The following is a 24,699-nucleotide window of genomic DNA, read 5'->3' as shown; positions in this document are numbered from 1 at the left end:
GGCGTCAGTACTTCAAGGCGCGGGCAATGCTGCGCTGGACCTTCTCGACGCGCGTGTCCATATTCCAGTACGCGGTCAGGATGTCCTGCATCGCGCCGTTCTGGTCGGGCGTCAGATAGACCTCGGTCACGCCGACCTGGCGCGTGCGGTCCTTGATGATGGCAACGCCCTTTTGCGCGCACAGGTCGAGCTCATTGGACTGGGCATCCAGGCGCACGGGGATCGAGCCTTTCAGCTTGCTGAAGGCGATCTGCAATGCGGGCTGCGAGACGACTTGTGCCAGCAGTTGCTGGGCCTTGATGGCGTCCGGCTTGTCGGTGCGCGGGAAAACGAAGACGTCGCCCTGCATCAGGTAGGGCGTGTCGGGCTTGAGGCCGGCGATGCAGCCATAGTGCTTGCCGGGCAGCTGGCCGGCGTTGGTGAATTCGCCCTTGGCCCAGTCGCCCATCACCTGGAAGCCTGCACGGCCACTGATGACCAGCGCGGTGGCGTCATTCCAGTTGCGGCCCGGCGCGCCGGGATCGACGTACGATTTCATGCGCTTGAAGGCCAGCAGCACGTCGCGAAAGGCGGGCGAGAGGATCGTGGCCTGGTCGCGGTCGCGAATCACTTTCAGGTACAGATCGCGCCCGCCGATATTGGCGAGTAAAGCCGAGAACAGCACGGTCTCCTGCCACGACTGGCCGCCGTGGGCCAGCGGGATCAGACCCGCGGCCTTGAGTTTGTCGAGCGCGGCGAAGAGTTCCGGCATGCTCGCCGGTTCACGCGTGATGCCGGCCTTCTTGAAGGCGGCTTTCGAGTACCAGATCCACGTCTGCATGTGGATATTGAGTGGCACCGCGTAGTAGTGGCCATCGTGCTTGATGACGTCGATCAGCGGCTCGGGCAGGATGCGGTCCCAGTCCTGAGCCTTGGCGACAGCGTCGACGTTGTTGAGCATATTCTGCTCGATGACATCGGTGAACTGCCTGGAGGTGTTGAACTGCGCAGCGGTCGGCGGATTGCCGCCGATGATGCGGTTGATGGTGACGGCGCGCGACTGGTCGCCGCCCGCGATGGCGCTGTCGACCCACACGCCGCCGGCATTGCGAAACGCCTGGGCGACCTGCTTGACGGCGTTCGATTCGCCGCCGGAGGTCCACCAGTGGATGACTTCTGCTTTCGGTGCGGCCGCACTGGCTGGCGCGCTACCGAGCACGATACTCAGCGCACCTGCAGCGGCGCACAACCATGCGCAGGCTGCTGCCAGGTTGCGGGATTTGACCATCTTGTCTCCGTTCAGTGCCATGTTTTTTTGGCACGTTGGAAACGTTACCATTGGCTTTGCCCGACTATAGCATCGGGTCAATTGACGGTCAAACTAAACTTGCGGATTGGGGCAGCGATCGAATCGGAAAAAACGCACATGGTTTTCTTCCTCGTGTAGAGTAATAGTTAATATTTCAAGCGGCGGAAAAGGTGGTTGCCGCACCTGGCAGTTGCACGACGCTTCGGAGGCATGTTGAGAAATTCAAGAATATTTCCACGTGAACGACACCCCGGCACCCACGTTGATCGAGCAGGTCTGTTGGTTCGACTCGCCGGCGCAATATCGACTGCGCTGGCCTTTGCGCATGGCAGTAACCCATGAGTCGCCCGACCATTTTACTTGTCGACGATGAGCCCGCCAACCTGGCCATGATGCGCAAGGTGCTCAGCGATGACTACACCTTGGTGTTTGCCCGCAACGGCGCCGAAACAATGGCGGCGCTGCACAAGCATCGGCCAGCCATGGTGTTGCTGGACATCGGCCTGCCAGATATCAACGGCTACGACCTCTGCCTGAAAATCAAGCAGAGCGATACGACCGGGACTATCCAGGTCATTTTCGTGACGTCCTACGCCGACCCCGTGAATGAAGCCGCCGGGTTCTTTGCGGGCGGGGTCGACTACATTACGAAACCCGTGTCGCCGCCGATCGTGCGCGCGCGGGTCGCCAGCCATCTGTCCCAGGTGCGGGCGGAATTGCTGGCCAGGAGTTACCGCGAGGCCATCTCGATGCTGGGTCAGGCAGGGCATTTCAACGATACCGATACCGGTGCGCATATCTGGCGCATGGCCGCCTATGCAAAGGCGCTTGCCAAAGGAGCAGGGTGGAGCGCCGAAGACAGCGAGCAGCTCGAACTGGCCGCGCCGATGCATGACACCGGCAAAATAGGGATTCCCCAGTCGATTCTGCGCAAACCCGGTCCATTGGACGAGGCCGAGTGGGCCATCATGAAAACCCATCCACAGATCGGCTACGACATCCTGAGCAAAAGCGCCGCGCAGGTGTTCCAGCTCGCCGCCGAAGTGGCGTTGTACCACCACGAGAAGTGGGATGGCAGCGGCTATCCGGCCGGCCTGACTGGCGAGGCCATCCCCCAATCGGCGCGCCTGGTGGCGCTCGCCGACGTGTTCGATGCCCTGAGCATGCAGCGCCCGTACAAGGAAGCGTGGCCTGTCGACAAAATCGTGGCCTATGTGGATGGCCGATCAGGGACGGATTTCGATCCGGCGCTGGTGGCAGTGTTTCACAGGACGCTGCCGGAGTTGCTCGACATACAGCAGACGTGGGATGCGCGGGATGGTGAACTGGATGGTGCGTCGCGGCTGATCCAGAAAAAAAGCACATGTTGAAGACGGGCTTTTTGAACATGGTGACGAAACACATGGCGTGGTCGCCACTGAGAGCCACTGAGGATAACGTCCAACACTGAACCGCATTTGTCTGGCTTTTGCTACAGCGCGCCAAGCTAATGATGTTCCGGTGAAACTTTCCCGTGAGAAATTGAGATAAGCTTGGGACATCGTCATCGCTGACATTCACGCGCTGGGACATTGATGCCACGAGTGCTTTTTCGTATCTGCTGCAATCGCAGCGTCTATCCAAATCTGCGCCCTGTTGGAAATTCATTGGGAACGCCGAGCGTTTGTTTCATGCCGGCTTTCTAATGTTTCTTCTAATTTGACAAGTTCCTAAAACGCTCTGGTTTCACGAACATAAAATCGGCCTGTCGATCGATGTCATTCCTGTAGGGGAATAAACACCCGACAGCGTGGTACTTTTTAATTCGGGGTCATCATGTACTTTTTTAATCAACGTCTTAGTCGACAACTGACCATCGCTTTTGCGACGCTCGTCTCAATTATTGTGGCCATATCTGCGCTCGCAGTATTCAGCTTGAGTGAAGCCCAATCCAACTTTGACGGGTTTGTTGGTGATGAGTTCAATCGCGGCAGCGTTGCACGTGATGTCAGGTCGGCAGTGAGCGCAAGGGCAATCGCAGCGCGCAACCTTATTTTATTGAATGCGCCTGCCGACATCGCTGCAGAAAAGGCGGCAGTGATGGCCGCCCATGAGCGCGTCAAAGACCGTATGGCGCTGCTCAAAAAATTGCTTGATCTGGATAACAAGGCAACGCCAAGAGAGCATCAACTCTACGAAGAATTGGTCAGTATCGAGCAGCGTTATGGCCCGATCGCGCTGTCGATCGTCGAGATGGCACTAAACGGAAAGAAATCTGAAGCGACTGAAAAAATGAATGCCGAGTGTCAGCCGTTGTTGAAACAGCTGATTGCCACGGTGGGCGAATATGCAAAATTGATCGCCAGCTCCGCAGAAGGTGAAATCCAGAAATCAGCTGAGAAATTCCGCGCCAAGCGTTTGTTGTTGATCTGCGTGTCGCTGGTTGCCGTTGTCACGGCGATTGCCCTTTCACGTTTGATAAAGCGCAGCTTGCATCGCTCTTTGGGCGCCGATCCGCACGACTTGAGAAAAGCCGCGAATCAGGTCCGGTCCGGCGACCTGGGTACGTTACCGGAAGCCGCGACCGCGCCGGCAAACAGCGTCATGGCGTCACTTGGGGAGATGCAGCAATCATTGGCAACGATCGTACATAGTGTGCGTCGTTCCTCCGATACGATCGAGTGTGGTTCAACGGAGATCGCTGATCGAAATAAAGATTTATCGGCGCGGACTCTGGAGCAGGCAAAGCAGTTGCAGGAAAGCGCAAACGCGATGGAGAAAATCACCGGGACCATCCGGGTCAATGCCGACACGGCAGCCCGTGCCAGTGATCTGGCCTTGAGTGCGCGCGCCGCTGCTGAAAACGGCGGCACTATGGTCGATGAGGTCGTCATCACCATGCAAAAAATCACGGCAAGCTCCAAGAAGATCGAAGACATCATTTCGGTGATTGACGGAATCGCCTTCCAGACCAACATCCTTGCGTTGAACGCAGCAGTCGAGGCGGCCCGTGCGGGTGAGCAGGGCAGGGGTTTTGCGGTTGTGGCGAGTGAGGTTCGCGCATTGGCGCAACGCAGCGCACAAGCGGCCAAAGAAATCAAAGTACTGATTGTTGACAGCGTCGGCATGATCGGCTCGGGCGCGGGCATGGTGTCAAACGCGGGTGAGGCAATGACCGCGATTGTCAGCGAAGTCAAGAGTGTTGCCGAGCTGATCAGCGAAATCAGCACGGCTACCCGTGAGCAGACCACGAGCATCAGCAGCGTTGGCGATACAGTCATGGCGCTGGATCGCGGCACCCAGCAAAACGCTTCATTGGTCGAACAGATGGCCGATGCGGCAGATGCGCTGAACCAGCAGGCACATAGTCTGGTGTCGGCGGTGTCAGTATTTAAAGTTGCAGGGGGCAGCGATATGACCGGTGGAGCAGGCAAGCGGAGTTCTAATGGTCATCCCCCCACAAAAAGAGCGCGATTAGAAGTAGAGTTTTCTTCTTGAGATACAGAACGCTGTACATGAATACATCCTGCTTTACCGACAGCCAGATTACCGCCATCCTCTGGCAGGCCAACGCCGGCAACCCAATGCCGGCGCTCTGCCACGAAAGCGGCACCAGCAACGCCACGTTCTACAAGGAGTGTTTCAAGCTTGGCGGTATGGATGCCTCGCTGATGGCCCGTAGAAGGAGCTGGAAGAGAGAAGCCGGCGCCTTACGAAGATGACGTCGAGGAGCGCCTGAAGGCCGAAATCGGTGATGAGGAGCTCACAAAAAAAAGGTAGCTCCATCTCAACGGCGGGAGATGGCACAATGGCCGTGACGGAACGGTCAGCCGTGGTCAAGCTGGCGTGCCAGGCATTTGGCATTAGCCAGACCTGCTGCCGATACGAAGCGAAACTGGATGCGGAATACAACGTCATTGCCGATTGGCTGCCGCGGCTCATGAACAACCAGCGCGCCGGGATTTGGTTTGTGCTTCCTGTACCTGCGCAACGTGAACCGCTTCCAATGGAATCATAAGCGCGGCTACAGAATTTGCCACGAACCTGAGCTGTACCTGCGGATCAAACCGCGTCATCTCCTGTACGTGAGAAACCGCTGCCGCTGGCAGTACCGACTGCGATCAGCCAAGTGGTTGTGGACCTGAATCACGACCAACCCAACATGTCATCCCGCGGCATTCCACCAAAACAGCAACTTTTCCTTGCCGCTTAATCTCTACTTTTAGCTCGCTTGAAAAAAGGGGGATTGCCGGGCGACCTTCTCCTTCTTCATTGACGTTTCGGCAGCTTTCGGGTTGACCACGACCTCCACTTCGGTCAGGGGAATCGCGATGAGTTGCACAGACGCAAATTGCACCCTGAACGATGCTTCGATAATGCGATATTGACGTCGACGTTACTGCTGTTCCAAGCTCGCGCCCAGGCGCCAACCTCAGCAAACAAATATGGGCATCACCATGGCGATGGTATTTTCCAGTCAGCTGGTCGTTCCTGCATCCATCGTGGCGCTACTGAGCGCCGTCTATCTGGTTCGCCACACGGAGCGCATGCTCCGCGCCCGCTATCAGGCGACGCTTGGATCAACTGCCTTCGGCATGGTGGCGACTGCATGCCTGATTCTGCCAACGCTCTGGTATGCAATGTTCTACGAACGCTGCAACGGGCCAGGACGCGAAGTGATCCATATGCTTTGTGGGGGAGGTCTCAGCGTTTCAGCGGTCATTTTTGCACTCGTCAACTTTTCAACAATGCGCCGTACCGACGCTGTTCTTTGCACAGTTGCACAGGTGCTTCTGGCTGTGGCCGTTCTTGGGGTGGGATCGGTACCGCCTTTACTGTGGGATGTGTACCAGGACGCTCGCCACTGGCGGTGGGATCCTTGTCCTTCAAGACGTCCATGACGTGCGCGCCATTCACCGGATTGTCCGTAAGAATAAAGCCGTCTGCGGAAGGGGGCGCGCCGCAAGGCGTATGTGAGCAGAACTACCTCCGTCCACCGCTTGTTTGCTGCGAGTCTGGCGTATGAAGGTCGAGGCGTGGGTACTCGAACAAGCTGGAATCGTCGTAGCACCGGAATTGGCAGCATTGCTTGTCGTCGCTTCCTAAGAGAGCTGAATGCATAAGCTGGAGAGCTAGCCAACGGTTGCCGGCAGACTGCCGATCAGCTTGCATCCACATTCGGTCGTACACCCCTCTACGGCGACCGGGACCCCGCTAACGGTGAACGACTTGTCGGCGGTAGTAATTTTGTTTACCCCGTGCGGTTTTCCTCCAGGGTAGAACAGCGGGCAATTAACCTGATCCCCGAGCCGGGCAATCGCACGCCCATGGATGTCATGATCTGGCGATCCGCTGATGACGGTGCCGCCATGATCGGTTTTGTCGCCAACCGTGATTATTTTTAGCGGCGTTTTTTCTTTCCGAGAGCTGGTTAGGTTAGTAGCTCGGTGGGCCTTCTGGATCCGGCTCGATTGCATCCTGAATACCCTTCCATGTAGGTAGTTCCGCAGGAGGCAGTGGAAGCACTTGGTTAAGGCGAGTTAGCTTAAGGTCGGGGTTAACATCCAGCGCCTGAAAGATCTGGTGATACCGACGTTCGCGCTCAGGATCGGGAAGGATATTGAGTTCTTTGAGCTCAGTCTGCTCCTGTTTGTCGCGCGAATTCCATTCTTCGGGGTCAAAGATAAACATCAATGCTGCTGCTGAGCGCTTATCCCCAAACTTTGTCCCCGCCTGCTGATACTCCAGCACCGCCGCGAAATTCTTGCGAAGGTCAGCATTTATTCCAAGATCGTAGGCCGCAGGGCCATGGCCTTGTTTATAGGCACACATTACCATCGCTTCCTCGGCGTCCCACCGTTTGTTCTTTACATAATCACTAGCCAAGGCCATCTGCGCTTCCGGACTGCCGAGCTGCGCCGCCTTGAGGTAATAGGCCCATGCGATCTGTTCATCCTGAGCAGCGCCGCCGTATCCGTGCTCGTGGGCGACACCGAGGTCGTAGTAGCCCCAGGCTTGGCCGACCGCGACGGCCATGCGGACGATCTCAACCGATTTGTCCTCGTCAGGATCAAGCACGTGGTTGGTATCGAGCGGGCCAAGGCCTGACCGGTAGAAGTAGGCCATCAATGCCTGCGCTCCCCAATCACCCTGATTCGCCGCGGCCTGCACGTCGTGCAGGATGCCGAGCGCCTCCTGGCGCGTTAGTTGCCACTCGATCTTGCTGCGCCACACCCTGCGTGCTTCGATGTACAGGCGGTAGGCAGCTGGATCGCGGGTTTTCGGCATCGTGTCCTTCCACCGGCCACAGGTCGGAATGGGCCCGTTTACATCGAACGCCTGCAAGCCAGCGGGGATTGTGTGCATTTTCACGTACTCGACGTGCTGGGCATACGCGTAGATCCCAACCACAGCGGCGAGCGATGTGCCAACAAGAGTGAACCAGTGGCGAAGAGAGAGCATAGCTGGATAGGCATTCGGAACGTGGTGAACGTGCGGCAGCGATGGCGTCAGTAACTCGGCGGGCCGTCCGGCTCGGGCTCGATTGCATCCTGGATGCCATTCCACGCAGGTAGTTCCGCAGGAGGCAGTGGAAGCACTTGGTTAAGGCGAGTTAGCTTAAGGTCGGGGTTAACATCCAACGCCTGAAAGATCTGGTGATATCGACGTTCGCGCTCAGGATCGGGAAGGATCCCCAATTCTTTCAGTGCAATCTGGTCTTTTTTGTCTCGCGAACTCCATTTTTCGATGTCAAAAAATTGTCGCAGTACTACTGCAGAGTCCTTGCTGCCGAACCTCGTCCCAGCTTGGTAATACTCCAGCGCCGCAGCAAAATTCTTGAATAGTTTGGCCGTCATTCCAAGATCGTAGGCTGCAGGACCATGGCCCTGTTTATAGGCACACATCACCATTGCCTCCTCGGCGTCGCGGCGTTCTACCTTAAGATAGGCGCTCGCCAGTGTCATCTGCGCTTCCGGGCTGCCGAGCTCCGCCGCCTTCAGGTAATAAGCCCACGCGATCTGTTCATCCTGAACAGCGCCGCCGTATCCATGCTCGTGAGCGACACCGAGATCGTAGTATCCCCAGGCTTGGCCAGCCGCGACGGCCATGCGGACAATCTCAACTGATTTGTCGGCGTCCGGATCAAGTACGTGATTGGTGTCGAGTGGGCCGAGGCCTGATCGATGGAAGTAGGCCATTAATGCACGCGCGCCCCAGTCGCCCTGGGCCGCAGCGGCCTGCACGTCGAGCAGGATGCTGAGCGCTTCCTGGCGCGTCAGCTGCCACTCAATCTTGCTGCGCCATAGCTTCCGGGCTTCGATGTAGAGCCGGTAGGCGGCTGGATTGCGGGTTTTCGGCATTGTTTCCTTCCACATCCCGCAGGTCGGTATTGGACCGTTCACATCGAATGCCTGCAAGCCGGTGGGAATCGTGTGCATCTTCACGTACTCCAAATGTTGTTGTAAAAAATAGGCACCAATCGCAACGACAACCGAGGCACCAGCTATTAAGATCCAGCGGGGAAGCGAGCGTCGCATGTCAGATCACCGGCGAACCAGGTTGTCTGTCGACGTGGAAGCTGGCGATCTGGCCTATCAGCGGCTGACGATTCGCCATCGCTTTCTTATTGTCTTTCATCAGCGTCAGCCAGTCTTCGAATGTTTTTTCCATATCGCCAAACTGCGCCGGTCCCACGTTATTAGTACACTGATCGAACAGCCTCTTGCGCAAGTCAAACGCAACATCCTTGGCCTCGCTGAGCAGATTCAGCTCGCTGTCCAAAGCCATGCTGCGTACGTTCAGATTGGCCGATCCCACCGTGAAGGCCGCGTCGTCAACGATCGCCACCTTGGCGTGGATGTAGGTCTCTTCGTAATCCTTGGTCGATTTCGGGTGCTTGGCGCCGCTCCACATCGATGCCATGAGCGCCTTGATTCCGCATTGTTCTAGCGTCGCAGGCGTGATTGGCATTCTGGTTCTGCTGCGCTTTGCCTTCGCCACTCTTTCCTCGTGCTCCACCTTCATGGTCTCGCTCTGCCCGAATCGCTCGGCAACGTCATAGGTCGCCAGGTCCATGCCATCAGTCTCCGGGGTTGAAGTCAGGATGAACACGTAGATGAGTTTGGTGTAACCGGCTCTGCGCAGCTTAAAAACACACGTCATCATGTAGTTCGCCCATTCCTCGTACTGGGCATACTGGTTCTGGATGAAAATGTAATGATGGGTCAGCCGGGTCAGGTTGGCGTAGCATTCCTTGATTGATTTCTCCTGCTTTGCCGGGTACGTTCGCAACAGCTGCGCGCTGTGATGGCAGTTCTTCAGGGCAAAGTCGGGGGCCTTCAGGTGCGACCTGCTCTGCACGAACGGATGGATTGTCTTTGACGGTTTTGCTACTGCATTGGCTGCGGCAAGTGCCGCCTTTACCACCAGGCCCGGCGACGTCATCCAGATCGCATTCATCAGGGTCGATGTGGCTTCTTCGGATTCGGCCCAGCCAGTGCAGAAATTGTGGTTCATGTCGTACAGGATCGGTCCGCGCACGCGCAGCGAAACGTCCTGATACGGCTTGGCAGCCATTGCATATTTTTTGAAAAATTCGCCGAGGCGCTCCGCCTTTCGCGTTAACGGTTGTTCAGTCTGGCCAGACATCATTTGCATTTGTCGGTCGTACCGGTCCCATGCTTCATCGATTACAGCCGACAGCTTGGTGTCCCGACCGGCCGGATTCTTGCTGTACAGTGTTTCACGGCGTATATCCTGAAAGCGATGATCGACCGTGTCCCAGAAGTCAGTCGTCGAGTTATGCCCCATCACGTAGCCGATGGCGCGCGCCGGCGTCTCGTAGTCGATCAGAATCATCTTTTGATGATGGGTGGGGTAGATGGATCCTGCTGTGCCATCAAGGAGGCTGATCTTGTACTTCTCGCCAGCAAGCGAGGGGTCCCGAAACTTGAGCGCGACTTCACGGGTCTGCATGACGATGGTCGGTATCTTTTGCGCGATGATCTCGTCGAACCATGCGCGGTTGTACTGGTCGTGCGTTTCGTTAAAATAGCCGGCGTAAGCACCGATCGTGGGAACACGGGTTCCATACAAGCCCGGATTGTTTTTTTGTATGGCATAGGACGCGGCATTGTCATGCCAGAGCAGCAGGCGCACCGTGACGGGGTTTTCCTTACGGGTCGCGATTTGCTTGAGCAGATCGCCATAGCGCGTGCCGTCGTCGGCCCTTTCACCACGGATGAGCACCATGCCCGGGTCAAATCCCCAGGTGATGATGTCCACGCTATGTTGTGCCTCGAGCAGGTCATCGTGGATGCGCTTGAACACTTCCTCGCCGCAGATGAGCGGCTCGAGATGGCAGTGATGGCGCGCCAGGTAAATCTGCTTGCTTGTCCTGATCCACCAGGGCAAGGACAGGCATTGGTAGGGGCCTAGTGTCCGGTTGTAGCAGAGCTTTTGTTTATAAAGGCCTTCATTTTCTTCCATGCCCATTTTCTTCCCTTTCCATGTAGAGGCCGCTGTCGGCGCCTGCAGCTCACGCCTGCTGGCTGGACCAGGGATTGGCGTCGATCCGGTCCTGGTCCAAGGAGTGCTCGTCGTCGGTCAGAGCGCCGCCCGGATTCTCATAGCCGTGGTATCCCACGCCCGCGTTTTGCTCGTGCTGCTCGGTGTAGGCGCTGGCAGCGATGTCGAAAGACTGGCCGGTCGGGAGCTCGACCTTGTACTCTGCGCTGGCATCGAGCTCGTGCGCGAACTGGATGTTTCCCTTGTCGTCGATCTGCCCCTGTTCGACCATTGCCCCATCCTTGAACAGTTTGAACGGCATGCCAGCACTGCTTCTCCCGGCAGTCTCCGCATGGCTGCCGACATGCAGCGCGCCGCGGCCCTTGCCCAGTACATCGACCACGGGCGGCATGGAAACCGCCATCTCCATGTTCTTGGCGTTTACAAAGCTGTGGTGCGCGGCGTGTGCGACGAAATTGCCATTCGTGCCGTGTTCGATACCACCGGCGGCGAATTTCACGTAGCTGCCGCCGCCATTGATGACGACTTCATCCTTGGCGCTGATCGTGATCCGGTTGGCCGTGTGCGTGATTTCCAGCTTGGCCAGCAGTTTGATGCTGTCCGATAGTGCCTGCAGATCGATGTCACCAGCGGAGGCCACCATCTTCATGCCGGCCTTCTGGACGAACAGCCGGAACGACTGGCGGATGCTGGCAAAGAAATGCGTGCCGACAGCCAGCGACAGGCTTTTCCCGGTCGTAAGGGCCGTGTGCCGGTCGCTTGCGATGTGGGTATCACCGGTAGTCGTGGTTGCGATACCGGCCGCACTCGCCAGCACCAGGTGCGGCTTGGTCAGCTCAGGGAAACTGTCCGCTTTTGCGTCCGGACCTTTCACCGCGTCCTTCTGCGTTTGCAGGAGTGAGGCAATACCGTCCTGGTTATCCGAAGGCTCCTGCGCACCGTTTTTTTGCGCGATCTCACCGAGCAGTTGATGCTGCTCAACTGCGAGCGCGATGCGACGCGCCGTTTCTTCCATGTCCTTCATCGGGCCGCGTGCAGCTTGCCGCGCTTCTGTGGTGATCAGAAGTCCCTTGGCTGCGCGCGCCACGCCATGGCCATCGGTGCGTAGTTCCCAGCCTTCGCCGCGTGCGTCCTTGCGGCCGCTATTGTCCTCGATGCGCCCGATGTGCCCGAGCGACAGTTGGCTGCACTGGTGGTCGCTTTTTAGCTGCGCCTGGATCATCTCCTTGGTGTCGTCAAGAACGAGGTGGTTGCCGCGTGTGCCGCCGCCCAGTTCCCGGCTGCGCATGCCAGCCAGCGAATGTTGCTTCGGCAGCGACCACGGTGGCATATGCTCACCGTTGTAGACAGCCCCCAGGATGAGCGGATGATCGATATTCCCGTTCGCATAAACAACCGCCACTTCTTCACCAACACGCGGCAAACGGATCTGCCCGAACTCGTCGCCGGCGGCCGGCGTCATCACCCGGATCCACGGCGAGCTGTTTTCGTCGTACTTGTCCAGCCGGTTCCAGTGGAACTGCAGCTTGACCCGCCCGTAGTCGTCCGTATGGATGTCAGCGCCGGCCGGGCCAACCACAATCGCCGTATGCAGCCCCATGTAAGTACCGGGCTCACTGTTGTAGTTGCGACCAGGGCGCCAGCGGATATCCTTGCGAATGCAAGTCAGCCGGTTTTCGTAATGCGACGGTGCGCCTGGTCCGGCCTGGTAGTTATTCGCCACCTCATGGTCGACAGACAGGATGAAGTAGAAGCGGTCGTCGATGCTGCGGCGCGGTTCCGGATCGTATTCGGGTGATCGTGGTTCGGCACTGAAGTGTCCGCCGAGCTTGAAGGTACGCCCCGGCAGCACGCTCCGTTCATTGCCTTTTGCCTCGAAGTACTGCGTGTCCTTGTCCGCCTCCTCCATGCGCCGCGTTGCCAGCTGCTCGCCATCGTCGCGTATGCGAAAGCCGTAAGAACCTGTGTCTTCGTAGACTTCGTAGGGAAAGATATCGCCTTGCTGGTTGGCTGAAATGCCTTTGGCGCGCTGCGCGCTAGGGCTCTTGTAATCGAACGTTGCCAGCGTTGTCTGGCCCGAGCCGAGGCGTCGCACTGCCGTCCACTCGTGAATGCCGTCGTCCTCGAGCGATCCACTCTTCTTGTGGAACGGGATAACGTACGCTTCCTCATCGATCCGCTCGGACAGAAAGCTGTTGTCAGAGATCATGAGCCGGTGGCGGCCAAATTCGTGCTCGTACCAGTAATGCAAACCGAGCGCTTCCCAGCGCCGGTGCAGGTGGTTGTAATCGGTCTCGTTGTGCTGGTTGGCGACGGTCAGCTTTGACTCGTCGATTGGGTACATATGCCAATCGGCCTGGCGATAGTGCTTCAGCGTTTCTTCGGTGATCTCCCGAACGCTTTTACCGTGAAACGACCGGTTATCCATGCGCAGCCGAGCGAATGCAAGCCACGGTTCGAGCACCATCTGGTAGAAGGCGAATCCGCCATCGGTGCGCAGGAAGCGGAATTCGGCGATATGGCCGTTGAAGTAGCGCAGCGATCCGTCTTCGCGCACCAGGGAGATCACCACCATCCGGCCCATCAGCATTTTCAGGGGGATGCGTGCCTCGTCCGACAATACCTCGACGATGAAGCGGAACCCCCGCGAGACTTCTTCCCGGGCGACGAGCGTGTTCGGCAGCAGGATGGCGGGCGGCCCATCCTCGAACGGAAAATCCAGCCGCATCAGGCGCTTGTGTTGCGAGTTTCCGCTGAACGCCGACAGTGCGGCACCGGCCGCAATTACCTGGCTTAAGCCCATTGACTGCCTCCGGTAGCCGCTCGGCATCGCCGTAGCGCAAGTGGAAATTGTCCAGCGGCTACGTTACCTCGGTGTCGCCAAAGCGAAATTGATAGCAATCAATACGCTTCCCAGAGCCATTTTTTGATTTGGCCAGTCACCAAGCCTGAACAGGCTAATTCAGCTAGTTGGGGGCAGCTGTTACAGGCGTCCAGAAAGCAAAAAGCCCAATCCTGAGGATTGGGCTTTTTGCTTGACTAACTGGTGCCGGCTGCCGGTTTCGAACTGGCCACCTGATGATTACAAATCAACTGCTCTACCAAATGAGCTAAGCCGGCGTGATCTTTAGAGCAAGAATTATACGCTATTTGATCCGCGTGAGGGTCGGTCGTCCACCCTTCTTCGGTGGCTCGTCATCGCCACCCGACGGAGGCGCCGATACATCAGTATCCGGCACCACCGGCGAATCCACGCCCTTGGACGGCACCGCCGACAGCGCTGGCCCCGCAGGCGCCGTACCCACTTCTGGCGCCGATCCATCCGACGACGCAGCAGGCAATGCACCCACTTCAAACGCCATCCCCTGGCCATTCTCATTGGCATAAATCGCCAACACATTGTGCACAGGGATGTAGATCTCGCGCGACACGCCATTGAAGCGTGCCCGGAAGTGAACTGCGTCGTTATCCATCTTCAGTGCCGAGGTGGCGCCGAAGCTGATGTTCAGGATGATCTCGCCCTTGCGGACGTATTCCATCGGCACCGTCGTCGATCCGTCGACCTTGACTGCGAGGTAAGGCGTAAAGCCACTGTCGGTGCACCATTCGTAGATGGCGCGCAGCAGGTAGGGTTTGGTGGAGATCTCTGACATGGTGGTATGGGCTAGCAATACAGGCAAAACGGGCGTTCGCGCCAGTCTATCGGATTCGCCCGAAGAACGTCCGATGTTAGCGCGTACGGTGCGGCTGAGGACAGGGGCGGCAACAAGCCCGCCCCAGGTCCATCAACGACGCATTACTTTCTCGGACGGGGTCAGCGCCTCGATGTAGGCAGGGCGCGAGAAGATGCGCTCGGCGTACTTCATCAGTGGTGCAGCCGTCTTCGACAGTTCGATGCCGTAGTGATCCAGGCGCCAGAGCAGCGGCGCGATGGCCACGTCGAGCATCGAGAACTCATCACCCAGCATGTACTTGTTCTTCAGGAACAGCGGTGCCAGCGTGGTCAGGCGGTCGCGGATTTCGGTGCGGGCCTTGTCGTGGATCTTGTCGTTCGACTTGTTGCGCTCGCTTTCCAGCGTGTGCACATGGACGAACAGCTCTTTTTCGAAGTTGAACAGCATCAGGCGGGCACGGGCGCGCATCAGCGGGTCAGCCGGCATCAGTTGCGGATGCGGGAAGCGCTCATCGATGTACTCGTTGATGATGTTCGATTCGTACAGGATCAGTTCGCGCTCGACCAGGATTGGGACCTGGCCGTACGGGTTCATCGTCGAAATATCTTCCGGCTTGTTGAACAGGTCGACGTCGCGCACTTCGAAGTCCATGCCCTTTTCGAACAGGACGAGGCGGCAGCGTTGGGAGAACGGGCACGTGGTGCCGGAGTAGAGAACCATCATGGTTTATAGTTCCTTAAGAAACAAAGGGGTGCAGCGCCGAGCACTCACCCCAGAGAAATGATTGCCCGTATTATAGCCAACCGGACAACGAAAGCGAATTACTTCACTTCTTTCCAGTACGATTCATTCAATCGCCAGGCCAAAAAGGCGAAAATCGTCAGGAACAGGAGCACGAATGCCCCCAATCGCTTGCGTGTTGCCTGCGCCGGCTCGGCCATCCAGACCATGTAGGCGACCAGGTCGGCGGTGGCGGTGTTGAACTCCTGCTGGGTCATGGCGCCGGGGCTCACTTGCTCGAAGCCAGCGAAGGTGTGGACCATCTTGCCGGCTTCATGCGGATCAGGCTGCTCCGTGAACTTTGCCGTGCGGATTCCCTGCTGCAGCCACATGGCATGCGGCATCGCGACATTCGGCACCACCATATTGTTCCAGCCGGTCGGGCGCGTGTCGTCCTGGTAGAACGTGCGCAGATAGGTGTACAGGTAGTCGGCGCCCGAGCCGCCCGGTGACGCCTTGGCGCGCGCGATCACCGACAAATCCGGTGGCACCGCGCCGAACCAGGCCTTGGCATCGTTTGGGCGCATGGCCGTGGTCATCATGTCGCCGACCTTGTCGGCAGAAAACAACAAATTTTGCCGGATCTGGTCATCTGTCAGGCCCAGGTCGCGCAGGCGGTTGTAGCGCATCGACGCGGCCGAGTGGCAATTCAGGCAGTGGTTGACGAACAGTTTGGCGCCGTTCTGCAGCGACGCCAGGTCGGCGCGGTCCGGGGCGCGGTCGAGCGGGAAGCTGCCTTCGGCGGCAAATGCCAGGCCAGGCGCCAGGGCCAGGATGGCGAGCAATTTTTTCACAAGCAATGTCATGGGATGTCCTTGTGCGCGGGTCCGAAGGCGTCAGTGCGGGGTGAAGGTGACACGGGTCGGCACCGGCTTGAAGGTGCCCATCGTGCTCCACCACGGCATCAGGAGGAAGAATCCGAAGTACGCCAGCGTGCACACTTGCGAGATCAGCGTGAACGCAGCCGTCGGCAATTGCGTGCCCAGGTAGCCCAGCGTCACGAACACCACGGCAAACACCGCATACACCCATTTATGCCAGTCCGGACGGTAGCGCAGCGAGCGGGCCGGCGAGTGGTCCAGCCATGGCATGCCGGCAATGATCATCACTGACGAGCCAAACAGCACCACGCCCCAGAACTTGGCGTCGAGCACCTGTGGCAGCATGCCGATGACCAGCAGCAGGCCGACCACGGCAATGATCGCCTTGGTCACGAAGGCCAGGCGCGACTTGAACCAGATGAAGACGACGTAGGCCGCGACCGCTGCCATCAGCACGTACATGAAGTCGGCCGTGGTGGCGCGCAGCACCGAGTAGAACGGCGTGAAGTACCAGGTCGGCGCGATGTGCGACGGGGTCTTCATCGAGTCGGCCGGCAGGAAGTTGTTGTACTCGAGGAAGTAGCCGCCCATCTCGGGCGCGAAGAACACGACCGCCGAGAACAGCAGCAGGAACACGCTTACGCCGAACAGATCCTTGGTGGTGTAGTACGGGTGCGACGGGATCGTGTCGAGCGGGTAGCCGTCCGGGCCGATGTGGTCCTTGACTTCGATGCCGTCCGGATTGTTCGAACCCACCTCATGCAGCGCCGTCAGGTGGGCCACCACCAGGCCGATGATGACCAGGGGCAGGGCGATCACGTGGAAGGCGAAGAAGCGGTTCAGCGTGGCGTCCGACACCACGTAATCGCCGCGGATCCAGGTCGACAGGTCACCCCCGATCACGGGAATCGCGCCGAACAGGTTGACGATCACCTGCGCGCCCCAGTACGACATCTGGCCCCACGGCAGCAGGTAGCCGAAGAATGCCTCGGCCATCAGGCATAAAAAGATGCCGAAGCCGAACAGCCAGACCAGCTCGCGCGGTTTGCGGTACGAGCCATACATGAGCCCGCGCGCCATGTGCAGGTAGACGACGATGAAGAAGGCCGAGGCGCCGGTCGAGTGCATGTAGCGCACCAGCCAGCCCCACGGTACTTCGCGCATGATGTACTCGACCGAGCCGAAGGCCAGCGCCGCGTCGGGTTTGTAGTGCATCGTGAGGAAAATGCCGGTGACGATCTGCAGCACTAGCACGAGTGCCGAGAGCGAACCGAACAGATACCAGACGTTGAAATTCTTGGGCGCGTGGTACCTGCCCCACTGATCGTTCCACAGCTTGGTGGCCGGAAAGCGGTCGTCGACCCAGGCCAGTGCCTTCTGGGCCGCCGGTGCATCGGCGGGCAGCTTTGTCTCCTTGAACGCGCCCATGGTTATGCCTCGCCTTTCTCGTCTTTGCCGATCACGATCCTGCTATCGGAGAGATACATGTACGGGGGAACGTCCATATTCGTCGGTGCCGGCTTGTTCTTGAAGACGCGTGCGGACAAATCGAAGGTCGAGCCATGGCACGGGCACAGGAAGCCGCCGGGCCAGTTGTCGGGCAGGTTCGGCTGCGGGCCGGCCGCCAGGCGCGACGAGGGTGAACAGCCAAGGTGGGAGCAGATGCCCACGGTGACCAGCACTTCCTTGTGTTCGACGCGCGAGCGGTGGGGGTTCTTGCAGTATTCCGGCATGTCGAGCTGGAATATTTTTTCGGAGGCGGGGTCGGCCAGTTCAGCCTGGTCTTTGTCGAGCGTGGCCATCATGGCGGGGGTACGGCGCAGGATCCAGACCGGCTTGCCGCGCCATTCGACGACTTTCATTTCGCCGGGGGCGACGTCGCCGATATCGACTTCAACCGGCGCGCCTGCTGCCTTGGCGCGCTCGGATGGCTGGAAGGTGCTGACCAGGGCTCCCGCCGTGGCCACGCCGACGACGCCGCCTGCGGCGCATGTCGCGACCAGCAAGCCCCGTCGACCAGGATCGACCTGCTTTTGAGTACTCATACCAACCCCACTCCGTGAATATACGAATTATAAGAATTAAGTCCGAGCTTCCAGCTTGCAAAATTATATGTGAACGGCAACACCTATAGAAAAAATATTGTCTCGCCTACACGCCTTGCGAAAATGGTCTTTTGCACCATCCCGGCACCCCGCAAGACGCCGCCGCCAAGAGGCATCGGTTATCATGCGATTACTTATTTCAACAACAATGAGAGGGGTGAATCATGGCAATGATGGACGAATTCAAGAAGTTTGCGATGCGCGGCAATGTGATGGACCTGGCCGTCGGCGTGATCATCGGTGGGGCCTTTGGCCGCATCGTCGATTCGCTGGTCAAGGATGTCATCATGCCGCCAATCGGCGCGATGTTCGGTGGTCTTGATTTCGCCAATTATTACATCCCCCTCAATGGCCAGGGCTATAACCTACCACTTGCCGAGGCGCAAAAGGCGGGTGCCGTGCTGGCGTACGGTAATTTCTTGACGATCATGCTGAACTTTATCCTTCTTGCATTTGTCATCTTCCAGATGGTGCGCCTGATGAACCGCCTGCGCGGCCCCGTCGAAGCACCGACGCCGGCCGCCACGCCCGAAGACGTACTGCTGCTGCGCGAGATCCGGGACGCCCTCAAAAAGTGAAAGATGACATCGTCCGCGACATAAGGCCCCCGCATCCGTTGCGGCGCTTCTGGGTCCGTTCATGGCTGCTGTTTGCACAAACGGTCACGGTGGTGCTGGCCATCTGGTTTGTCGTGGCTGCGTTGCGGCCGGCCTGGCTCGAATCGACGCCGGCGCCGAAGCAAGTGCAGGTGGGCGCTCCCGGCAAACCGGTGCCGATGCTGCAGGCGCCGCCCCGGCCCGCCACCGGCAGCTACCGCGACGCTGCCGCCAAGGCGATGTCGTCGGTGGTCAATATCTACACGAGCAAGGCCTCGCGCGAAGCGCACCCACTGCTGAAAGACCCGCTGTTTCGCCGCTTCTTCGGCGGCGACCGCGCGCCGCAGGACGAGCAACTGGCCAGCCTCGGCTCGGGCGTCATCGTCAGCAGCGACGGGTACATCGTCACCAATTTTCATGTGATCGATGGCGCCGATGCGATCGAGGTGGGCCTGGCCGATGGCCGCAAGGCAGCGGCAACGCTGGTCGGCACCGATCCAGAGACCGACCTGGCCGTGATCCGCATCAAGGAGCGCAACTTGCCGGTGATGGTATTGGGCGACCCGGAACTGGCGCGCGTGGGCGACGTGGTACTGGCCATCGGCAACCCGTTCGGTGTCGGCCAGACGGTCACGATGGGGATCATCTCGGCGCTGGGGCGCAACAACTTGCACATCAACCACGTCGAGAATTTCATCCAGACCGATGCTGCGATCAACTTTGGCAACTCGGGCGGGGCACTGGTCGATACCAATGGCCACCTGCTGGGCATCAATTCGGCGATCTATTCGCAGAGCGGCGGCTCGGTGGGCATCGGGTTTGCCATTCCCGTGTCCACCGCCAAGAGCGTGCTGGACGCCATCGTCAAGAACGGTGAGGTGGTGCGCGGCTGGATCGGCATCGAGTCGCAGGACATCACCCCCGAAATGGTCGAGAGCTTTGGCCTGGCCAAACGCAGCGGCGCCATGATTGCCGGTGTGGTGCGCGGCGGGCCGGCCGAGCGCGCCGGGATTCAGCCGGGCGACATCCTGGTGGCAGTTGCTGGTAAAAAAGTGGCTGATACGAGCGAGATGCTCAAGCTGGTCGCCCAGCTTGAGCCGGGCGCGTCCGTACCGATGACGATCGTGCGCCAGGGGCGCGAAACAGCGATCGCCGTCAAGGTCGGCCGCCGTCCACGCCAGACGCCCTGAACTTCTTGAATTTTATTTTCGGACCCACATGCACCTGCGCGACCTGACGCAATACCTGAACGAACTGACCGAGAGCAATAACCGCCCCTGGTTCATCATGAACAAGCCGCGCTACGATATCCTGCGCGAAGAATTCCAGGAGGTTGTTACTGAACTGATCCGGGCCATCACGGCCTTCGACAAGCAGGTCGCGGCCTGCAACCCGAAGAAGGCGATGTTCCGCATCAACCGCGACATCCGCTTTTCAAAGAACAAGACGCCGTACAAGACGCGCTTCTCGGCCGGCATCACGCCGAACGACAAGCGCCGGCCCAGTGCCGGCGGTGGCTCGACCTATTATTTTCAGATCGATGCCAACGGCAAGCTCGGTTTTGGCGTCGGCGAATACCTGCCGCCACCGCCGCGCCTGAAGGCCATTCGCGAGCACGTGGTCAACGATGCGACGGGTTTTGGCAAAATGTTGAAGAATAAGCATCTCCGCGCCACCTATGGTGACCTCCTGGACGAGGACAAGTTGCAGCGTCCACCAAAGGGTTTCGATGCGGATCATCCGCATGTCGAATACCTGAAGCTGAAAAGCTTCTTCGTGTGGACCGAAGTCGATCTGGCACTGAATGCGCCGGAAAAACTGGTGCCGCAACTGGCGCAGGGATTCAAGGACGCGTTTGCGCTGGTCACCTGGCTGCGCAGCGTTCCAGAACAACACGACGAATAGAGGAGGGCGACATGGCCTTGCATCACGCTACATCCGGCGAGAAAATCGCATTGCAACGCGGCGATAACGATATCGCCCATTTCACCTCGGTGGCCCTGGTCAAGACCGAGCATATGGAACTGATCCGGCTGGTGCTGCCGGTGGAACGCCCCATCCCCGAACACCGGGTCGATGGCGAAGTGACGGTGCTGTGCCTGGAGGGCGAGATCGCCGTCGATGCGCACGGCGCAACGACGTCGCTGCTGCCGAACGAGATGGTGTATCTGAATGGCGGTGTGCCGCACACGGTGCGCGCCGTGAAGGACGCGGTGGCGCTCATGACGATCCTGATCGGGCCGCAGCAAGCTGCCTGATACGCGGCTCCGACAAATTGCTTGGTGGTTTACTACACGCCGCAACAAATTGCTTGATGCGTAGGGTGGACGGGGGCGCCGAGCCGGCTACGCCGTCCACGCGGTGATGGTTGGCCGCGAGATCATCCGGCATGTAAGCGGCGCTGGTATCGACCGCCGCGTGGACGGGTAACCCGTCCACCCTACGCCTGATGTGTACGGTGGACGGCAAAGCCGCCCACCGTAGGTTTTATGCCACTTCAATCCTCGGATCGCGCGCCAGCAAGCCTGCCGCCGTCCGCGCAGCATCTACCCCATCGAACAGCACGCCCGCCACCGCCTCGGTGATCGGCATGTCCACGCCCAGCTTGTGCGCCAGTTCGCGCACCGCCTTGGCACATGGCACGCCTTCAGCCACATGGCCCAGCTCGGCCACGATGGTGGCCAGCGCCTTGCCCTCGGCCAGCGCCAGGCCCACGCGCCGGTTGCGCGACAGATCGCCCGTACACGTCAGGATCAGGTCGCCCATGCCACTCAGGCCCATGAACGTGCCTGGCTGCGCGCCCAGCGCCAGTCCCAGGCGCGTGATCTCGGCCAGGCCGCGCGTGATCAGCGCGGCGCGGGCATTCAGACCCAGGCCCAGACCGTCTGATGTGCCGGTGGCAATGGCCATCACGTTCTTGACGGCGCCACCGACTTCCACGCCGACCAGGTCGTCGCACGAATACACGCGCAGGTTGTCGCCATGCGCCAGCGCGACGACGCGTTCGCGCAAGGCGCGCGAGCTCGACGCCACGGTCAGCGCGCATGGCAGGCCGCGCGCTACTTCCTGGGCGAACGACGGGCCGGACAGCGCTGCGCCCGGCACGACGTCGCCCAGCACTTGCGCGACCACCTGGTGCGGTAGCAGGGAGGTGCCAGCCTCGAAGCCCTTGCACAGCCAGACGACGTTGGGAATCGAGCGGCCGCGCAATTGTTCGAGCAGGGGACGCAGGCCGGCCACCGGGCACGCCAGGATCAGGAGCGGCGTCTCATCCGGCGCGCTCGTGGCGACATGGGCCAGCGCCGCGTCGAAGTCGGCGCTCACACGCAGGGCAGCTGGCAGCGGATGGCCCGGCAGGTAGGCGCGGTTGTCGCGCGCGGCCTCGATCTCTTGCATCTGCCGGGGATTGCGGCCCCACAGCAGCACGTCGTGGCGCGCCGCCAGGGCGATGGCCACGGCAGTACCCCAGGCGCCAGCGCCCAGGACAGTGATTTTGGTGAGCTTATTCTGTTGCATGGAACTCCTGCAGAGGATTACAGGCCCCAGACATCCGAGACCTCGATGTGATCAAAGGCAAATGCGCGCGGGGCGACCGGCAATGCGGCGCATGAGGCGCATGAGGCAATCAACGGGGAGCCGGCAAGACGGCGGGCGGAGAACATGGCGGGCCTGGATGGTGGTTGAAACCGGGACACCGGACATCTGGCACGAACGCGGCGTGGCGCCGCGTTCGTCGGGTACGACTGCTGCTTAGTTCGACGGCGCTGCTGCGGCTTCGGCCATGGCCTGGGCGCGCTGCTGGTAGAAGGCTTCGAAGTTGATCTCGGCCAGGTGCACTGGCGGGAAGCCGGCACGGCTGATCACGTCAGCGATGTTCGCGCGCAGGTATGGATAGATGATGTTCGGGCAGCCGATGCCCAGCAGTGGATCCATCTGGTCAGCCGGGATGTTACGGGCTTCGAAGATGCCTGCCTGCTTGCCTTCGACCAGGAACGCAACCTTGTCCTTGACCTTGGCGGTGACGGTGATCGTCACGGTCGACTCGTAGATGCCTTCGGCGATGCTTTCAGCACCCACGTCGAGCGACACTTCGATCGCTGGCGCTTCTTGCTCCAGGAAGATCGATGGCGAGTTCGGTTGCTCCAGCGACATGTCTTTCAGGTAGACGCGTTGGATTTGGAATACTGGTTGCAGAGTTTCGTCGGACATGGAACGCTTTCTAATAATAGTGGGAAGTGGCGGGCCACTCCGGTTGCCTGGTCGAGCGCGACGTCGTGAACGGGCCGTCGGATCGAACACGACGGCAATTGTAGCAAAATCAACTTGCTTGCAATAGCAGTCTTGCCGCCGACGGCCGCGCTACGCAGTGCGCATACAGCTTACTCGCCCTTGAGCAGCGGGTCCAGGCGGCCTGCCTGGTCCAGCGCATACAGTTCGTCGAAGCCGCCGACGTGCGTATCGCCAATATAAATCTGTGGGACCGTGCGGCGACCGGTGCGCTGCATCATGACCTGGCGCTGCTCGGGATCCAGGTCGACACGGATGCCTTCGATCTCGGTGACACCCTTGGCTTCGAGCAGGCGCTCGGCGCGGACGCAATAAGGGCAAGATGCGGTGTGGTACAAAACGACGTGAGCTGCCATGATGAATCCTTTCGTGTGCCCGATCGACTCGATGGGGCGGTTTATTTGGTGAGCGGCAAGCCTGCAGCCTTCCAGGCCGCCAGGCCGCCTTCCAGGCTGTGGACGTCCTCGAAACCGGCCGCCTGCAACTGGCGCGCCGCCTTGTCGCTGCGTGCGCCAGTCTGGCAAACCATGACGACAGTCCGGTTTTTCGACTTGTCCAGTTCGCCAATGCGAGCACCCAAGTCTGCCAGCGGGATGTGTTTCGCGTCGCGCAGGTGACCGGCGGCGAATTCTTCGCTGCTGCGCACGTCGACGATCGTGGTCTTGCCGCGGTTGATCATCTGCGTCAGCTGCAGCGGCGACGCGCGTTTTCCGCGCGGCGCCAGGGCTGGCCACAACAGCGCGCCGCCAGCGAGAACGGCGATCGCTACGAGGAAAATGTTATCGATAATGAATTTCACAAGGGTTCCGATTGGTTGAACTGAATCGGGGCATTATAAAATAGATGCTGGACCGGACATCAACCAGAAATTTTGCGAAAAGAGCTTTCATGTACAAAATCGTATTCATGCGCCATGGCGAATCCACCTGGAACCTGGAAAACCGCTTCACCGGCTGGGTCGACGTCGACCTGACCGCCAAGGGTGTGGCTGAAGCAAAGGCCGCTGGCCGCGCGCTCAAGGAGGCCGGTTTCACCTTCGATCTTACTTATACCTCGGTGCTCAAGCGCGCGATCCGCACGCTGTGGCTCGCGCTGGACGAGATGGATGCGATGTATCTGCCGGTCAAGAACGACTGGCGCCTGAACGAGCGCCACTACGGCGCGCTGCAGGGCCTCGACAAGGGCGAGACCGCCGCCAAGTTCGGCGACGAGCAAGTGCTGGTCTGGCGCCGCAGCTATGACACGCCGCCGCCGGCGCTCGAGAAGAACGACGACCGCACGTCGTTTGGCGACCCGCGCTACGCCAGCCTGGACGAGAGCCAGATTCCGCTGACCGAATGCCTGAAAGACACCGTGGCACGCGTGATGCCGGCCTGGAACGACGAGATCGCCCCGGCGATCCGCGCCGGCAAGAACATCCTGATTTCGGCCCACGGCAACAGCCTGCGCGCCATCATCAAGATGCTCGACAACATCAGCGACGCCGACATCGTGGGCCTGAACATCCCGAATGGCCAGCCGCTCGTGTACGAACTCGACGCCGACCTCAAGCCGATCAAGCACTACTACCTGGGCGACCAGGCGGCGATCGCCGCTGCCATGGCCGCGGTCGCAAACCAAGGGAAGGCGAAGTAATCTTTT

26 protein-coding genes and 1 tRNA gene are annotated in these 24,699 nt (G+C 59.6%); 10 read left to right on the top strand and 17 right to left on the bottom strand.

What is annotated here, in order from left to right; genetic code table 11:
• Positions 1 to 4 precede the first annotated feature (4 nt).
• Positions 5 to 1,267, bottom strand: coding sequence for an ABC transporter substrate-binding protein (locus tag HD842_RS11800; RefSeq protein WP_183554615.1), 1,263 nt, complete (start codon positions 1,265 to 1,267; stop codon positions 5 to 7).
• A gap of 359 nt (positions 1,268 to 1,626) precedes the next feature.
• Here HD842_RS11800 and HD842_RS11795 point away from each other — a divergent pair, with 359 nt between their 5' ends.
• From HD842_RS11795 to HD842_RS11775, 5 genes are all read left to right on the top strand, one after another.
• Positions 1,627 to 2,658, top strand: coding sequence for a response regulator (locus tag HD842_RS11795; protein WP_183554613.1), 1,032 nt, complete (start codon positions 1,627 to 1,629; stop codon positions 2,656 to 2,658).
• Between the two features lie 445 nt (positions 2,659 to 3,103).
• Complete coding sequence (locus tag HD842_RS11790; RefSeq protein WP_183554611.1) at positions 3,104 to 4,765, top strand: methyl-accepting chemotaxis protein; 1,662 nt, start codon at positions 3,104 to 3,106, stop codon at positions 4,763 to 4,765.
• A gap of 17 nt (positions 4,766 to 4,782) precedes the next feature.
• A complete protein-coding gene (locus HD842_RS24475; RefSeq protein ID WP_183554609.1) occupies positions 4,783 to 4,989 on the top strand; it encodes a hypothetical protein in 207 nt (68 codons plus the stop codon).
• Between the two features lie 86 nt (positions 4,990 to 5,075).
• The gene (locus tag HD842_RS24470; RefSeq protein WP_183554607.1) at positions 5,076 to 5,285 is read left to right on the top strand and encodes a hypothetical protein; all 210 of its coding nucleotides are present in this window, start codon (positions 5,076 to 5,078) and stop codon (positions 5,283 to 5,285) included.
• 427 nt (positions 5,286 to 5,712) lie between these two features.
• Entirely contained in the window at positions 5,713 to 6,168 is a 456-nt protein-coding gene (locus HD842_RS11775) for a hypothetical protein (protein ID WP_183554605.1), read from the top strand.
• Between the two features lie 231 nt (positions 6,169 to 6,399).
• On the opposite strand, the gene HD842_RS11770 is transcribed toward HD842_RS11775, so the two are convergent.
• From HD842_RS11770 to petA, 11 genes are all read right to left on the bottom strand, one after another.
• Entirely contained in the window at positions 6,400 to 6,744 is a 345-nt protein-coding gene (locus tag HD842_RS11770) for a PAAR domain-containing protein (protein ID WP_183554603.1), read from the bottom strand.
• A complete protein-coding gene (locus HD842_RS11765) occupies positions 6,704 to 7,555 on the bottom strand; it encodes an SEL1-like repeat protein (protein WP_229424727.1) in 852 nt (283 codons plus the stop codon). Before HD842_RS11765 ends, HD842_RS11770 begins: the two co-directional genes overlap by 41 nt.
• Before the next feature lie 221 nt (positions 7,556 to 7,776).
• Positions 7,777 to 8,805, bottom strand: a complete 1,029-nt coding sequence (locus tag HD842_RS11760) for an SEL1-like repeat protein (protein ID WP_221290467.1) — start codon at positions 8,803 to 8,805, stop codon at positions 7,777 to 7,779.
• 1 nt (position 8,806) lies between these two features.
• Positions 8,807 to 10,762, bottom strand: coding sequence for a phospholipase D-like domain-containing protein (locus HD842_RS11755; RefSeq protein WP_183554601.1), 1,956 nt, complete (start codon positions 10,760 to 10,762; stop codon positions 8,807 to 8,809).
• A 43-nt stretch (positions 10,763 to 10,805) separates the two neighbouring features.
• Positions 10,806 to 13,598: a type VI secretion system Vgr family protein gene (locus HD842_RS11750; RefSeq protein ID WP_183554599.1), complete on the bottom strand. Its 2,793-nt coding sequence runs from the start codon at positions 13,596 to 13,598 to the stop codon at positions 10,806 to 10,808.
• A gap of 241 nt (positions 13,599 to 13,839) precedes the next feature.
• A tRNA-Thr gene (locus tag HD842_RS11745) sits at positions 13,840 to 13,915 on the bottom strand.
• 26 nt (positions 13,916 to 13,941) lie between these two features.
• The gene (locus HD842_RS11740; RefSeq protein ID WP_183554597.1) at positions 13,942 to 14,448 is read right to left on the bottom strand and encodes a ClpXP protease specificity-enhancing factor; all 507 of its coding nucleotides are present in this window, start codon (positions 14,446 to 14,448) and stop codon (positions 13,942 to 13,944) included.
• 132 nt (positions 14,449 to 14,580) lie between these two features.
• Complete coding sequence (locus tag HD842_RS11735; protein WP_183554595.1) at positions 14,581 to 15,192, bottom strand: glutathione S-transferase N-terminal domain-containing protein; 612 nt, start codon at positions 15,190 to 15,192, stop codon at positions 14,581 to 14,583.
• 98 nt (positions 15,193 to 15,290) lie between these two features.
• Positions 15,291 to 16,055, bottom strand: a complete 765-nt coding sequence (locus HD842_RS11730) for a cytochrome c1 (RefSeq protein WP_183554593.1) — start codon at positions 16,053 to 16,055, stop codon at positions 15,291 to 15,293.
• Between the two features lie 30 nt (positions 16,056 to 16,085).
• Entirely contained in the window at positions 16,086 to 17,498 is a 1,413-nt protein-coding gene (locus HD842_RS11725; RefSeq protein WP_183554591.1) for a cytochrome b, read from the bottom strand.
• Positions 17,499 to 17,500: 2 nt separating this feature from the next.
• The gene (gene petA / locus HD842_RS11720; protein ID WP_183554589.1) at positions 17,501 to 18,115 is read right to left on the bottom strand and encodes a ubiquinol-cytochrome c reductase iron-sulfur subunit; all 615 of its coding nucleotides are present in this window, start codon (positions 18,113 to 18,115) and stop codon (positions 17,501 to 17,503) included.
• 224 nt (positions 18,116 to 18,339) lie between these two features.
• Here petA and mscL point away from each other — a divergent pair, with 224 nt between their 5' ends.
• From mscL to HD842_RS11700, 4 genes are read left to right on the top strand one after another with little or no spacing between them, the layout of a single operon-like run.
• Positions 18,340 to 18,753 (top strand): large conductance mechanosensitive channel protein MscL, encoded by a 414-nt coding sequence (mscL, locus tag HD842_RS11715; RefSeq protein ID WP_183554587.1) that lies wholly within the window; start codon positions 18,340 to 18,342, stop codon positions 18,751 to 18,753.
• 38 nt (positions 18,754 to 18,791) lie between these two features.
• Positions 18,792 to 19,961 (top strand): Do family serine endopeptidase, encoded by a 1,170-nt coding sequence (locus tag HD842_RS11710; protein ID WP_229424726.1) that lies wholly within the window; start codon positions 18,792 to 18,794, stop codon positions 19,959 to 19,961.
• 28 nt (positions 19,962 to 19,989) lie between these two features.
• Positions 19,990 to 20,676, top strand: coding sequence for a DUF2461 domain-containing protein (locus tag HD842_RS11705; protein WP_183554585.1), 687 nt, complete (start codon positions 19,990 to 19,992; stop codon positions 20,674 to 20,676).
• Between the two features lie 11 nt (positions 20,677 to 20,687).
• Positions 20,688 to 21,029 carry a cupin domain-containing protein gene (locus tag HD842_RS11700; RefSeq protein ID WP_183554583.1) on the top strand — a complete coding sequence of 114 codons (342 nt, stop codon included), beginning with the start codon at positions 20,688 to 20,690 and terminating at the stop codon, positions 21,027 to 21,029.
• A 229-nt stretch (positions 21,030 to 21,258) separates the two neighbouring features.
• Here the strand turns inward: HD842_RS11700 and HD842_RS11695 are convergent, their stop codons facing one another.
• From HD842_RS11695 to HD842_RS11680, 5 genes are all read right to left on the bottom strand, one after another.
• Entirely contained in the window at positions 21,259 to 22,287 is a 1,029-nt protein-coding gene (locus HD842_RS11695; RefSeq protein WP_183554581.1) for an NAD(P)H-dependent glycerol-3-phosphate dehydrogenase, read from the bottom strand.
• Between the two features lie 17 nt (positions 22,288 to 22,304).
• The gene (locus HD842_RS24285) at positions 22,305 to 22,433 is read right to left on the bottom strand and encodes a hypothetical protein (RefSeq protein ID WP_267875173.1); all 129 of its coding nucleotides are present in this window, start codon (positions 22,431 to 22,433) and stop codon (positions 22,305 to 22,307) included.
• Positions 22,434 to 22,521: 88 nt separating this feature from the next.
• Positions 22,522 to 22,980: a protein-export chaperone SecB gene (gene secB, locus HD842_RS11690; RefSeq protein ID WP_183554579.1), complete on the bottom strand. Its 459-nt coding sequence runs from the start codon at positions 22,978 to 22,980 to the stop codon at positions 22,522 to 22,524.
• A 170-nt stretch (positions 22,981 to 23,150) separates the two neighbouring features.
• The gene (grxC, locus tag HD842_RS11685; protein ID WP_183554577.1) at positions 23,151 to 23,414 is read right to left on the bottom strand and encodes a glutaredoxin 3; all 264 of its coding nucleotides are present in this window, start codon (positions 23,412 to 23,414) and stop codon (positions 23,151 to 23,153) included.
• Between the two features lie 41 nt (positions 23,415 to 23,455).
• Positions 23,456 to 23,857: a rhodanese-like domain-containing protein gene (locus tag HD842_RS11680; RefSeq protein WP_183554575.1), complete on the bottom strand. Its 402-nt coding sequence runs from the start codon at positions 23,855 to 23,857 to the stop codon at positions 23,456 to 23,458.
• Between the two features lie 89 nt (positions 23,858 to 23,946).
• Here HD842_RS11680 and gpmA point away from each other — a divergent pair, with 89 nt between their 5' ends.
• Entirely contained in the window at positions 23,947 to 24,693 is a 747-nt protein-coding gene (gene gpmA, locus HD842_RS11675; RefSeq protein ID WP_183554573.1) for a 2,3-diphosphoglycerate-dependent phosphoglycerate mutase, read from the top strand.
• Positions 24,694 to 24,699: the final 6 nt, after the last annotated feature.

Source organism: Massilia aurea (assembly GCF_014200505.1).
GTDB lineage: Bacteria > Pseudomonadota > Gammaproteobacteria > Burkholderiales > Burkholderiaceae_D > Telluria > Telluria aurea_B.
The sequence above is the reverse complement of the archived record's forward strand: the minus strand, read 5'-3'. Positions and strand labels throughout refer to the sequence as shown.

Coding starts and splice junctions, on each gene's coding strand:
- HD842_RS11790 (WP_183554611.1), top strand. CDS start 3,104: ATGTACTTTTTTAATCAACGTCTTAGTCGACAACTGACCATCGCTTTT.
- HD842_RS11725 (WP_183554591.1), bottom strand. CDS start 17,498: ATGGGCGCGTTCAAGGAGACAAAGCTGCCCGCCGATGCACCGGCGGCC.
- HD842_RS11695 (WP_183554581.1), bottom strand. CDS start 22,287: ATGCAACAGAATAAGCTCACCAAAATCACTGTCCTGGGCGCTGGCGCC.
- HD842_RS11730 (WP_183554593.1), bottom strand. CDS start 16,055: ATGACATTGCTTGTGAAAAAATTGCTCGCCATCCTGGCCCTGGCGCCT.
- secB (WP_183554579.1), bottom strand. CDS start 22,980: ATGTCCGACGAAACTCTGCAACCAGTATTCCAAATCCAACGCGTCTAC.
- HD842_RS11765 (WP_229424727.1), bottom strand. CDS start 7,555: ATGCCGAAAACCCGCGATCCAGCTGCCTACCGCCTGTACATCGAAGCA.
- HD842_RS11760 (WP_221290467.1), bottom strand. CDS start 8,805: ATGCGACGCTCGCTTCCCCGCTGGATCTTAATAGCTGGTGCCTCGGTT.
- gpmA (WP_183554573.1), top strand. CDS start 23,947: ATGTACAAAATCGTATTCATGCGCCATGGCGAATCCACCTGGAACCTG.
- HD842_RS11700 (WP_183554583.1), top strand. CDS start 20,688: ATGGCCTTGCATCACGCTACATCCGGCGAGAAAATCGCATTGCAACGC.
- grxC (WP_183554577.1), bottom strand. CDS start 23,414: ATGGCAGCTCACGTCGTTTTGTACCACACCGCATCTTGCCCTTATTGC.
- HD842_RS11755 (WP_183554601.1), bottom strand. CDS start 10,762: ATGGGCATGGAAGAAAATGAAGGCCTTTATAAACAAAAGCTCTGCTAC.
- HD842_RS24470 (WP_183554607.1), top strand. CDS start 5,076: ATGGCCGTGACGGAACGGTCAGCCGTGGTCAAGCTGGCGTGCCAGGCA.
- HD842_RS11775 (WP_183554605.1), top strand. CDS start 5,713: ATGGGCATCACCATGGCGATGGTATTTTCCAGTCAGCTGGTCGTTCCT.
- HD842_RS11705 (WP_183554585.1), top strand. CDS start 19,990: ATGCACCTGCGCGACCTGACGCAATACCTGAACGAACTGACCGAGAGC.
- petA (WP_183554589.1), bottom strand. CDS start 18,115: ATGAGTACTCAAAAGCAGGTCGATCCTGGTCGACGGGGCTTGCTGGTC.
- HD842_RS11740 (WP_183554597.1), bottom strand. CDS start 14,448: ATGTCAGAGATCTCCACCAAACCCTACCTGCTGCGCGCCATCTACGAA.
- HD842_RS11800 (WP_183554615.1), bottom strand. CDS start 1,267: ATGGTCAAATCCCGCAACCTGGCAGCAGCCTGCGCATGGTTGTGCGCC.
- HD842_RS11750 (WP_183554599.1), bottom strand. CDS start 13,598: ATGGGCTTAAGCCAGGTAATTGCGGCCGGTGCCGCACTGTCGGCGTTC.
- HD842_RS24285 (WP_267875173.1), bottom strand. CDS start 22,433: ATGTTCTCCGCCCGCCGTCTTGCCGGCTCCCCGTTGATTGCCTCATGC.
- HD842_RS24475 (WP_183554609.1), top strand. CDS start 4,783: ATGAATACATCCTGCTTTACCGACAGCCAGATTACCGCCATCCTCTGG.
- mscL (WP_183554587.1), top strand. CDS start 18,340: ATGGCAATGATGGACGAATTCAAGAAGTTTGCGATGCGCGGCAATGTG.
- HD842_RS11795 (WP_183554613.1), top strand. CDS start 1,627: ATGAGTCGCCCGACCATTTTACTTGTCGACGATGAGCCCGCCAACCTG.
- HD842_RS11770 (WP_183554603.1), bottom strand. CDS start 6,744: ATGCAATCGAGCCGGATCCAGAAGGCCCACCGAGCTACTAACCTAACC.
- HD842_RS11735 (WP_183554595.1), bottom strand. CDS start 15,192: ATGATGGTTCTCTACTCCGGCACCACGTGCCCGTTCTCCCAACGCTGC.